This is a genomic window from Salirhabdus sp. Marseille-P4669 (assembly GCF_900240405.1).
GTDB lineage: Bacteria > Bacillota > Bacilli > Bacillales > Alkalibacillaceae > OEQK01.
In genome coordinates this window covers 594,105-606,483 of the sequence record NZ_OEQK01000001.1, presented here as the reverse complement: position 1 = coordinate 606,483, position 12,379 = coordinate 594,105, and the positions used below count along the sequence as shown (strand labels likewise).

The following is a 12,379-nucleotide window of genomic DNA, read 5'->3' as shown; positions in this document are numbered from 1 at the left end:
TCGTTTTCCCCCTATAATTTTGTGTTAAGCGTTTCCATTTGAGACGCATGGATAAGGGTGATGTATTCACCCTTATCCTATATTTATCTCTATTTATTAGGATAGCGAACTATCCCCATCTCCCTTTTGTCTTTCCATAACCTAGCCTATTCGACTAAGTAAATCATCCCATTGATTAAAGTGTTTCTTTTGTAAATTTAGGTGCATATTCTGCAGCTAATTTAATACATTCTTCCATGCTTACGCTTGAAGCGATATTCTTACCTGCAATATCAAATGCAGTACCATGGTCTACAGAAGTTCTTAAGAATGGAAGACCATTCGTAATCGAAATCGTTCTATGGAAATCTGTCATTTTTGCAGCAATATGTCCTTGGTCATGATATAAGGATAATACAGCATCGTATTTCCCATTTAGTGCTTGGAAGAATACAGAGTCAGCTGGAACTGGTCCTACTGCATCGATTCCATCATGAACCGCTAATTCAATACCAGGTCCGATTTCATCTACTTCCTCATATCCAAATAGACCACCTTCACCACTGTGTGGATTTAAACCAGCAACAGCGAACTTACGGTTTTCTACACCCAAACGTTGAAGTGCTTTGTCACAACGGTTTAAGTAGTCGCGTACTCTTTCTTTTGTCATTTGTGCTATTGCATCCTTTAAAGATAAATGACGAGTTAAGAAGAAGATACGCATGCCGTTTACTTGGAACATTGTTAATGGATCCTTTGTATCTGCTAAGTCTTCTAGCATTTCCGTATGGCCAATGTATGGAACCTTTGCCGCTTTTAGTGATTCTTTGTTGATTGGTGTTGTTGCTAATGCTTTTACTTCATCATTTTTAGCAAGTTCAACAGATGTTTTAATATATTCAAAGGCTGCCTGACCACATTGTGCTTGAACTTCACCATAAACTAACTTGTCGATATCAATGTTGTTTAAGTCGATTACATCCACTGTTCCATACTCAAATTTACCTTCAGATGGCTTGGAAATAACATTTACCTTTAAGTCTTTTTCTACGATATTAATCGCTTTCTCAAAAACCTTCGCATCTCCTACAACTACTGGTTTACACATATCGTAAATTTCTTTGTTCGCAAGTGATTTCGCGGTAATTTCTGGTCCAATACCTGCTGGGTCTCCCATTGGAATTGCGATAATTTCTTTTACATTTGTCATGTTGTAGCACCTCTTCTTGTATTTTTTGTTCGTAAAAACTTCACACTATCGTAAATTGATTTTCGATCCCCTACCATTCCGCCTTTTGTTACCATCGGAAGGCCTGGGAAGTGTCCACCAATCATCGTTCCATATGCTGCTAGTGGTAAAACCTCATCCTCTAGCTTAATGCCATTTGCCATCGATACTGCACAAAGGGAGGCTGTTACATCTCCACCACTTGTAAAGCAGCCTTGAATGGAGTAGGATGTTCGCTCCATTACGATTCTGGTAATTTTCGCAAGCCCATCGGTAATCCGTTTTGCTAAGGCATCCTGTGTTGTGTCTTCTAGCACTGCTTTCGCTTTTAAATCAAGAATGTTAGTGCCTTCTTTGTGTGTTGTAATGATCAACACATCATCTTCTTTAATTCTTTCCAATGCTTCCTCAACTGCACGTTGCACTTCTACTTCCCAAGAGCCATTTAACGTCGCTAGTTTTTCTGCAGAAACATAAACCGGATTTGAATTTGTTTTGTCCTTTAAATAGGCAAGCTGACGACCTGTTAATGTAGTCACACTTCCAACGGTTACAATAACCTTGCTTTGGGATACCAATTGGTTTAAATAGGCCTTTGAATACGCAACCGTTAGCGGACCTGGGTCAGCTGGAACCATTGGTATATCCGGAATTAATACCATCGCTTCGGCAATTGTTTCAATTTCTTCATCGGTAACGGCATCTACGACAATAATTCGATGCCCCTTATCAATCTCTGCTTCCAATGCTGTTTTTAATGGATCAATTCCAGATAGTACTTTATCTAATCCAATATGCGCTACTGTATGTTTACTTTGCTTCTGGATAATTTCTGGTATATAGGATTGGGTAATTGGACGAACTGGGTCTTTCGCTACATCCGTTTCCTGTACCGGGATGCTATCTACTAATAAATAGCCACCGGAGGAAATTCTTCCGGAGTCTGGGAACGATGCCACAACAACCGATACACTATTCGCTCCAACCTCATCAAGCACTGTATCGATTTCAAGACCAATATTTCCGCGGATTGTACTATCTATCCGCTTACAAAACACTTTAGCATCCCATTCCCGAAAGCTTTCCATCGCTTTTTTAATTCGTCTTACAATCACTTCATCCTTTTGATAACGGGTATCTGTATCGATACAAACTGCATCTAATTCGTGTGAATCTGGAATCCTCTCACGATAGACAACCGTTGCAGCAGAAAAGCCTTGTTTACTTAGACGAACTCCTGTAGCATTCGCTCCTGTTAAATCATCCGCTACAATACCAATCTTCATGTTGTCCACCTCCTGATGATGTTGAGAAGGATAAGCACCTTGGGTATAAGGCGCTCAGCCTAGACGTTTTTTATAAAAATCGAATATATTCTGAGAACTTTTCTTTATTTTCTGAAGGGATGTCATCGTCGGTTATAAAGCCTGAAATACGATCAAATCCACAAACCTTTGAAAATGCCTTTTGATTTAGCTTGCTAGAATCGGCCACTAGCCAAGTGCTGTCAGCTGATTCAATCATCACTTGTTTCATCAGTGATTTTTCAAATGTAGGCGATGTGATTCCAGCTTGGACGTCAATTGCATGTGCCCCTAAAAAGAACACATCCACATTAATATCTTTTAAGAACATGTGGGCTTGTGGTCCAAATAAAGCTCCCACATCCTTTTGTAGCTCGCCACCTGTTACAATTACTTTCAAATTGCTTTCTAATAATTCGGCAGCGATTTTTATGTCATTTGTAATAACAGTAAGGTTGTTTCTCGTTTTCAATAGTCTTGCAATCTCTAATGTTGTTGTTCCTGAGTCCAATAAAATTGTTTGACCATCTTTAATTAAGGAAAGTGTCTTTTTCGCTATTTGGCGTTTTTGCTCCGTTTGACGACCTTCTTTTGCAGAAAAAGGCGTTTCCGTAATAAGTGGTTTGGCAAGGATTGCTCCACCATGAACCCGAATTACGAGCCCCTCTTCCTCTAATTGATCTAAATCTCTACGAATCGTCATTGGAGAGACATCTAGCTCTTCTGACAAGGAATTGATTTCTACTTTTCCATCGGTTTGCAATACGCGCAAAACCCAATCTCTACGTTTCGTCGGGTGCATAAAATCAACCCTTTCGATGTAATAAATTATCATCAATCGCAACGTTGTTTGATAACTTCTAACAACATTATGTTACTTTTGAACATAATTGTCAACCTAAAATGTTCAATTTTGTCATTATATTTGTTTATTTTGAACAAAATAGCTTGTTTTATGTGAAAAGCACACAAAAAAATGCGTGGAAACACTCCGTCCAATCGGAGCATCTCCACGCTATTTCTTACATTTCATTATTGAAATGGACTATCATTCCATGTACCTTATCCCGTTCTTCTTCCGGAACAATTAAGTAGTATATGTTTTGGCCATTTCCATTTTCCATATACTGACCTGTACCTGTAACTTGGTACGTTGTTGAGTTCTTTCTCGTATCTCGATAGTTTTTAAACAAATTCTTCATATCATCAAAGCTTAAATTCGTCTCCATGTTATCTCCCAATACATCAAGCACGTCATCAATTTTTGTAATCGACCCAACGGAAGCACCTTTTTTCAGAATTCCTTCAATGACGATACGCTGCCTATCGTTTCGGTTAAAATCACTATCCATTTTACGCATACGAACAAATCCCATCGTTTGTTCCCCATTCATGGAAAGCTCACCCTTTTTGTAATGAAAACCGGATTGCTCCCAATCATATGGATTATTGATCGTTATGCCACCTACCGCATCAACTAAATCAACGAGGCCCTCCATGTTCATTTTCACATAATAATCTAATTCAATGTTTGCAAATGCCTCAACGGTTTCAATTGTTGTATTAACATCTCCAAAAGCATATGCGTGATTGATTTTGTCCTCAAAGCCAAGTCCAACAAGCTCTGTTCTTGTATCACGAGGAATACTAATCATTTGCATCTTATTGCTGTTCGGGTTGATCGATAAAATAATCAACGTATCGGTTCGACCTTTATCGTATTCCCTTTCGTCCACACCCATTAATAAAATATTTAATGTCTTTTTCTTTTCGATTTTTTCCTTCTGCTCCGGTGTATGTTCAATACTATCTACCGGTTTATACATTTCTTCATCCACAGTTTCTTTCACGTTATGATAAATGCTATATGCATAACCTACAATCCCAACAATCAACACAAGCATGATACCTAATACGATGAACGTTATTTTTCTTCTTTTGCTCATCGGCTTTTTCGTTTTCTCTGATTGCAATCGGCTCACTCCATCTGTTCAATTTCATTATAAATTTTACCATTTAATGGCATGTTTTACTAGTTACTTTTGCTCATACATTAGATTGATGATGCGTACGTGCAGGCGCTGTGGTGAAATTTAAGTATCGACGTTCTTCATGGTGCTTTCTTAAATTAAAAGGTTCTTGCCATTACTAAATTTTTGGTCCAAACAAAGGAAATGCAGCTCCGTAGCATCCGTCTTCGCATTTTTATGCCTTACCATAAGGGAATTCCGAGGAAAAGTATTGAAAATAGGTAAATATTCGCAACTGAATGAAGGATATTCGTAAACTCTAGAATTTTACTCGTCTGGTTTACGCTTTTATTCGTGCAAACTTGGAATACTCGTCTATTGGCCAATTTATTCTTCAATTAAGAGAAAATACTCGTCTATTTACTGAAAATACGCGTCTGCCTGAAAAATACTCGTCTATAATTAATATTTACGCGTGCAAACCAAAAAAATACAAGCCGAAAACGGAAAAATACTCGTACCCTTTCGGCTTGCAAATAACTTAAACCAATTCATTCACTTTTGAAAGTACCGCATCCTTAATAGCAGCTAATCGAGAGGTACTTTCCTCATGTGTGTTCCCTTTTACTCCGAAATAAAACTTAATCTTCGGCTCCGTTCCTGATGGGCGTAAGCATAACCAGCAGTTATCCTCTAGTAAAAACTTAATAACATTGGATTTCGGTAAATCAATGGTTTCTTTCGTGTTGTCGTTTAGGAAGGTGCGCTCTCCTATCTCATAATCCTCCACTGCGATAACCTTCACGTCACCTGCTTTTTCAAGAGGCTCTTTACGGAATGTATCCATAATGGTTTGGATTTTTTCTGTGCCTGTTATGCCCTTTAGTGTAATGGAATGCAGGTCTTCTATGTAGTAGCCATGACGTTCGAAAAGCTCATCTAATGCTTCAAAAAGAGTTTTTCCTTTCGATTTCCAATAAGCTGCTAGCTCACACGCGAGCATAACGGATTGAACCGCATCCTTATCCCTTGCAAAGTCACGAATTAGGTAACCATAGCTTTCCTCATAGCCAAACATAAATTGATATGGACCAGACTCTTCAAATTGGCGGATCTTCTCCCCTATAAATTTAAAGCCTGTTAGCGTATCAAGTGTCTCTAATCCATAATGAGAAGCTACAGCACGCCCAAGCTCAGATGTAACAATCGTTTTAATAACAACACCGTTATCTGGTAAGTTTGGTGTATTCGATAGGATATAATCGATCATTAAGCTACCAAGCTGGTTTCCAGTAAGTACTTTATATTCTCCATCTTTCCCTTTCACTGCAACCCCTAAGCGGTCGGCATCAGGATCGGTTCCAATTAAAATATCTGCATCAACCTTTTTTCCGTATTCAATTGCCAATGTGAAGGCCTGATGCTCTTCTGGATTTGGTGATGTAACGGTTGAGAATTCTGGGTCCGGCTTCGCTTGCTCCTCCACAATCGTTACATGCTTAAAGCCGAGCTGAGCAAGTCCATTTTTCACCGGATGATAGGCCGTTCCGTGTAATGGTGTAAAAACGATTTTCAAGTCTTCTGCTTGCTCTTTTATGATCTCTTGATTCAACGTGACTGACTTCAGTGCTTTTAAGTAAGCTTCATCCACTTCTTCATCGATCCATTGAAGTAAGCCCTTCTCTTCCAGTTCGGCTTGCTCCATAACATTTATGGCTAGTTCATTTTCCACTTGATTTACAAGTGTTACAATTTCTTCTGCTTGTGCTGGTGGAACTTGTCCACCATCTTCGTTATATACTTTAAATCCATTGTATTCAGGTGGATTATGACTTGCAGTTATCACTACGCCAGCAGCAGTTTTTAAATAACGAACCGCATAGGATAACACTGGTGTTGGACGAAGTGAAGTGAAGAGATAGGTTTTAACACCGTGTGCACCCATCACCTTCGCAACCTCTAATGCGAACTCAGGGGACATATGACGAGAATCGTGTGCAACTACTATCCCTGCGTTTTTCGCCTCTTCCCCTTGTGCTACTATGTATTTTGCTAATCCTTCTGAAGCTTTTCGGATGGTGTACACGTTCATTCGGTTAATACCAGGGCCAAGCTCTCCACGCATGCCACCAGTACCGAATGTTAACGGCTTATAAAATGCGTCCTCTAACACATCCTCTTTTCCAGAAAGAGCATCTAATTGATGACGAAGCGCCTCATCTAACTGTTTATATTCATTCCATCGATTGTAATGTTGTTGCCAAGACATAAACCTATTCCTCCTATAAGTACACATTAACTTTACTAGCTTACCATTTCTCGAATAACTTTTCCATATTCAGGGAAAAGTATAGGTTCATCGTAATAGCATCATAAATATCCTATTCTAATAATACCAATTACGATATACCTTGTACAAATAGTATCATAAAAAATCAGTAACCCTTAAAGGTTACTGAAAAAGGTTACTATTCGATTATACTTTCCTTAATCATAACGCCTCGTTTGCGCATTTCTTTTATATAAATATCTCCTGGCACAATCTGCTCTGGTGGATATACACCACGCTTGGTAATGGCTCGAGTGCCAATCATTTGAGCAACGACAGATATAGTATTCGCTGTTGCCCTAGCCATTGCAGTCACATTCGTGCTCTTATCCTTGTATGTGATCATTTCATATTGATACGAAACGGTTTTCCCATTACGTAGTCCTGTAATCATGGCACGGAGCAATACAGCATCCTCTTTCTCTTTTAAATCCACAATAGGATGAATGGTTTTCAAAAATACGTCTCTCGTTTTCACCTTTTGACCATTTACTTCTACTTCGAGATCACGTTTCGTTAAATTTAAGTCTACTAATAATTTAAATTTCGCTGCATGTCCTGGATAGCGGATTGTTTTATATTCTAGCGTATCTAAATAAGGATAGGAATTTGGCAACGTGGAAGTGCCACCTGAGGTATGAAATGCTTCTAGTGGTCCGAATCGTTCAAAGTGAATCGCCTCCACCTCTGATAACGAAGGGAGCTCTTGCATAATCCCATTCCGAATGACGACGGCAGGGTCTGTGTAATGATCCAGTAACCCTTCCATGGAAAACACATGATTGTATTCTAGAGGCGGCTCTGGTCGAACTGGAATGCCGCCGACAAATAAGCGAATCGATTTTGGAGTATCCAGCTTACTGACGCCATATCCCGATAAAATATTGATCATTCCAGGAGCGACTCCTAAATCTGGAATGATTGTAACCCCTTTTTCTTTCGCCTGTTCTTTTAGCTTTAATACGTTATCGGTTATATGTCCGATATGCCCACCTAAGTCGACGGAATGGACTCCGACTTCTATTGCGGTTTTTGCCACCATTTCATTAAAGGTATAAAACAACGCATTGATCACAACATCAAAACGTCCCATAAAGTCTGCTAATTCTTGCTTATTGCTAGCATCTACTTGATAGGCTTTTAGTTTATGAGAATTTAGATGTTTGCAAACCTGTTCGGCACGTGCTAGATCAATATCTGCTAATCCAATAACATCTACATCTCGACTCTGCACCAAGTCCCGTGCCGCTTCCTTCCCCATTAGCCCTGAGCCAAGCACAGCTATTTTCATGTTGAAACACCTCCTTTTTTTATGTAAGGACGTAATCAGGAAAGTGTTTAATTCCTATCATTCCACATCAATCTGTGCTCGCTGCAGCTTCCCACTATAATCCACATATACTGCTTTCCATTCGGTAAATACATCTAACGCCGCAACACCGGAATCCCGATGGCCATTCCCTGTTCCTTTTGTTCCACCAAATGGCAGGTGAATTTCTGCACCTGTTGTCCCTGCATTCACATAAACGATGCCCGTGTCTAAGTCTCGGGCTGCTGTAAATACGTTATTTGCGTTGGTTGTAAAAATGGAGCTGGATAGACCGAATTCCACATGGTTATTTACCTCAATGGCCTCCTCTAAGCTCTTAACAGGAATTAGTGATACGACTGGACCAAAAATCTCTTCCTGTGCAATTCGCATTTGTGGCGTAACATCGGTAAACAACGTTGGGGCAAAATACCAGCCATTCGCAAATTCGCCTTCCTTCATAACATATCCACCAGCAAGTAACGTTGCGCCCTCCTTTTTACCGATTTCCATATATTTATTTATTTTTTCTAATCCAGCTTGATTAATGATTGGTCCGACTTTAACCGACTCATCCAACCCATCCCCAATTGTTAACTTAGCCATTTCTGCTAATAGTCTTTCTTCTAAAGCATCCTTCACATCCTCATGCACAATTACCCGGCTACACGCCGTACATCGTTGTCCACTCGTTCCAAATGCGCTCCACAATATCCCTTCCACCGCAAGCTCTAAATCGGCATCCTCCATGACGATAACTGCATTTTTTCCACCCATCTCAAGAGAGACCTTTTTCAGCTTTGCCCCACATTTCGCAGCAATTATTCTTCCTACTTCATTGGAGCCAGTAAAGGAAATTACCCGAATATCATCCTGCTCCACCATGGCCTCTCCAACTATGGCTCCAGATCCAAATACAACATTTAAAACCCCTTTCGGAAGTCCTGCTTCTTCAAAAATCTTTGCAAGCTCATATGCCATGATTGGCGTTTCTGTCGCCGGCTTCCATACAACCGCATTACCAGCAACAATCGCGGGAAAGGACTTCCACGTTGCGATTGCGATTGGAAAATTCCATGGGGTAATGATTCCAACTACTCCAACAGGTGCGCGGACACTCATGGCAAACTTATCCTTTAATTCAGATGGCGTCGTTTGTCCAAACAATCTTCTCCCTTCACCTGCCATATAAAATGCCATATCGATTCCTTCTTGAACTTCCCCACGGGCTTCCTCAAGCACCTTGCCATTTTCCATTGTCAATAATTTTGAGAGCTCTTCTTTACGTTCTTTCATCAAATATCCGACTCGATATAACACCTCTGCACGCTGGGGCGCGGGTATGAGCGCCCATTGTTTTTGGGCGGCTTTTGCTGCTTGGACAGCACGACCCACATCCTCTGCAAGCGATAATGGTACATTTGTTAACACCAGTTGATTTGCTGGATTTATAACGGGAGCAGCATTCCCACTTGTAGAATCCACCCATTCCCCATTTATAAAATTTTTCAACCGCTCTTCCTTCAGTAAGGAATTGGACATGAACAACGTTACCTCCTTATGAAACATTTTATTAGGTCTTGAAAAAAGGTTTTGGTAGAGGGATTATCGAGGACAAAAACTGTAGTGTATACGAGAACTTACTTTAATGTATGAATTTGGATAAGTTTAATATGATTGTCGTTGTTCGAACAATAGAAAAAATGAAAAAAGAGGATGGGGCAAACGTTTTTTCTAAAAAAGGAAAACCCGAACCTAATCTTGCGGAGAAATACCGCTCCGCTAATGAAAGTTCATGATTCATCTTTAGATTCAAACTGTTTCGTTATGCCCCAGCCTCTTGCACGTTATAATATGGTTAACCAAATTGGTAATGTAAACAAACTTACGATTGTACTTAGTAACGTCGTCGCCGATACAAAGTCGGGATCAACATTAAATTGCACAGAGAAAATCGTTGTATTTGCTGCGGAAGGCATTGCAGCAATTAGGACTAGTACCGTTCCTAAGACCGTATCTCCTATTCCCATTAAAGAAACGATCGCGAATGCGATAAGCGGCGAAATAACCAAACGTAACAGCACCATTATGCCAACTGGTCGAAATTCAATGGACCGTATTTTGATGGTTGCAAGCTGTAGTCCAAGTACGATCATCACAAGAGGAATCGCAGCATCTGCCAGCAAAACAATCATATCTTCTACTTGGACTGGCAATGGAATAGCCAATTGGTTCAATAGTATCCCTACGATACTTGCCCATAATATCGGAACCTTAACTGTTCTTATAAGCGACTCCTTCTTCGTAATCGCTCCATCTCCCCCACTTGCAGCAATGTATATACCAAGTGAGTTCATTAACAAATCCATTACAACCATAATCATCAGGGCATAAATAAAGCCCTCTTCACCAATCGTGAATAACACAACCGGAACACCTAAATTCCCACCATTTAAAAACACACCTGAAAGCAGCATCGCATGCTTTCGCTTCTTTTCTACCTGTAAAAAACGAGAGATTAATAGAATAAGAACAACTAAAACGAAAACAAGTAGTCCGATAACGGCAAAAATGTATAAATGCCTGGACGTTAATGCATTGGCATAAAACGTTTCAAATCCTAAAAAAGGACATAGTACATAGATTGCAACAAAGGATAAGGATTTTATATCAAGCTTTTTAAATTTCCCAATTCCATACCCAATGGCAAATACGGAAAAGATTGGTAGCAAAATTGTTAAAAAGGACATGGTGTACACCTCAGATTGTTGAAAAAATAATAGAATAAGCGTAAACAAAGATTAAAATCCTGTCAATTCGTGCATTTTTAAAATATTTCCTGTTCTTAGGCAGGCTATTTTATAGTAAAATAAACATAATCGTTAAGAACAGAAAAGGAGGCAAAAATAATGGAAATGGGATTATTTCAAAACCAAAAACTCAAGCTTACGATGACACCACATCTTCAACAAGCGATTTCCATCCTCCAATATTCCACGGTCGAACTGTTCGAGTACATTCAACACCTTACTTTAGAGAACCCATTGATTGAATTAGATGAATCGTTCCACTCTAATTTGGAAGCGCTTACGAAAAAGACAACCAAACGAGAACCTACTACAGATTTTATTCGCGATCACGAGCCCTCTTTACAAGAACGCTTAGTACGCCAGCTCGCTTTTTTACCGATTCAAGAGCAGGAGCGAAAAACAGCAGAGTATATCATTTACATGCTAGATGAGGATGGTTATTTTAAAGACTCTATTAACGATACGGCCGTTCACCTTAATCAAACGGTGGAAGAGATTGAAACCGCATTATCCTATGTGCAGCAACTAGAGCCAAAAGGAATTGGAGCAACTAGTCTACAGGAGTGCCTTTTGATTCAACTAGAAGCCCGAGAAAATAACGAGATTGCTAGACAAATAGTCGAACATCACTTAGAAGCATTAGCTACGAAAAACTTCAAAGGTATTGCGGATGCGCTAGTATGCTCCATTGAGGAAGTTACCTTAGCTTATCAGCTTATTCAAACATTACATCCTAGGCCTGGCTTGCTCATAAGTAAACACCATGTACCAACCTATGTCATTCCAGACTTTATTGTAAAGTGTCAAAACAATAAAATTAGCCTTACATTTAACGACCAAACCTTACCCGAAATCAATTTAAATCACGATTATGCTAATTTATTACAGCGTTCTCAAGCGGACCGTCATACCCAAACGTACTTACAGCATAAATACAAGCAATATGTTTGGTTAACAAAAAGTATTTACAACCGAAAGAATACACTGCATCACGTTATGTCAACGATCGTGGACAAACAGATGGACTTTTTCTTAAAAGGACCAAATCACATGGAGGCTCTGACCTTACAGGATGTAGCCAAAATATGTGAGGTACACGAATCAACCGTAAGCAGAGCAACAAGAAACAAATACGTGCAAACACCTTATGGATTATTTGAACTAAAGCATTTCTTTACTTCCGGTGTACGATCGGATTCGGGAAGCATCACGTCCTCCCACAAAATTAAAACATTGATCCGTCAATATATTGAATCGGAAAATAAACGAAAACCATTTTCCGATCAACAGCTCGCCAATCTGTTAAAAGGGAAACATATTAACATTGCCAGAAGAACCGTTGCCAAGTATCGCGAGGAAATGAATATCCCTTCTTCTAGCATTCGAAAGAAATTTCAAGTATTTTAGTATATAATGCAAGTATCATTCAACGAAGAAAGAGTGAATACAG

9 protein-coding genes are annotated in these 12,379 nt (G+C 39.5%); 1 reads left to right on the top strand and 8 read right to left on the bottom strand.

The window, feature by feature from the left end:
* Positions 1 to 175 precede the first annotated feature (175 nt).
* The 8 genes from pdxA to C1A05_RS02660 all read right to left on the bottom strand — a co-directional run bounded on the left by pdxA (position 176) and on the right by C1A05_RS02660 (position 10,869).
* Positions 176 to 1,189, bottom strand: a complete 1,014-nt coding sequence (pdxA, locus tag C1A05_RS02695; RefSeq protein ID WP_102026625.1) for a 4-hydroxythreonine-4-phosphate dehydrogenase PdxA — start codon at positions 1,187 to 1,189, stop codon at positions 176 to 178.
* Positions 1,186 to 2,493 carry a four-carbon acid sugar kinase family protein gene (locus C1A05_RS02690; protein WP_102026624.1) on the bottom strand — a complete coding sequence of 436 codons (1,308 nt, stop codon included), beginning with the start codon at positions 2,491 to 2,493 and terminating at the stop codon, positions 1,186 to 1,188. Before C1A05_RS02690 ends, pdxA begins: the two co-directional genes overlap by 4 nt.
* 70 nt (positions 2,494 to 2,563) lie before the next feature.
* Positions 2,564 to 3,313, bottom strand: a complete 750-nt coding sequence (locus C1A05_RS02685; protein WP_102026623.1) for a DeoR/GlpR family DNA-binding transcription regulator — start codon at positions 3,311 to 3,313, stop codon at positions 2,564 to 2,566.
* Between the two features lie 220 nt (positions 3,314 to 3,533).
* Positions 3,534 to 4,484, bottom strand: coding sequence for an LCP family glycopolymer transferase (locus C1A05_RS02680; protein WP_234998277.1), 951 nt, complete (start codon positions 4,482 to 4,484; stop codon positions 3,534 to 3,536).
* A gap of 538 nt (positions 4,485 to 5,022) precedes the next feature.
* On the bottom strand, positions 5,023 to 6,750 hold the full coding sequence (locus tag C1A05_RS02675) for a phospho-sugar mutase (RefSeq protein WP_102026622.1): 1,728 nt from the start codon (positions 6,748 to 6,750) through the stop codon (positions 5,023 to 5,025).
* A 199-nt stretch (positions 6,751 to 6,949) separates the two neighbouring features.
* Entirely contained in the window at positions 6,950 to 8,101 is a 1,152-nt protein-coding gene (locus C1A05_RS02670; RefSeq protein ID WP_102026621.1) for a saccharopine dehydrogenase family protein, read from the bottom strand.
* 57 nt (positions 8,102 to 8,158) lie between these two features.
* The gene (locus C1A05_RS02665; protein ID WP_102026620.1) at positions 8,159 to 9,661 is read right to left on the bottom strand and encodes an aldehyde dehydrogenase family protein; all 1,503 of its coding nucleotides are present in this window, start codon (positions 9,659 to 9,661) and stop codon (positions 8,159 to 8,161) included.
* Between the two features lie 305 nt (positions 9,662 to 9,966).
* Positions 9,967 to 10,869 carry an AEC family transporter gene (locus C1A05_RS02660; RefSeq protein ID WP_102026619.1) on the bottom strand — a complete coding sequence of 301 codons (903 nt, stop codon included), beginning with the start codon at positions 10,867 to 10,869 and terminating at the stop codon, positions 9,967 to 9,969.
* 159 nt (positions 10,870 to 11,028) lie between these two features.
* On the opposite strand from C1A05_RS02660, the gene rpoN reads away from it, so the two are divergent.
* Positions 11,029 to 12,336: an RNA polymerase factor sigma-54 gene (rpoN, locus tag C1A05_RS02655; protein WP_102026618.1), complete on the top strand. Its 1,308-nt coding sequence runs from the start codon at positions 11,029 to 11,031 to the stop codon at positions 12,334 to 12,336.
* The last annotated feature ends 43 nt before the right edge of the window (positions 12,337 to 12,379 follow it).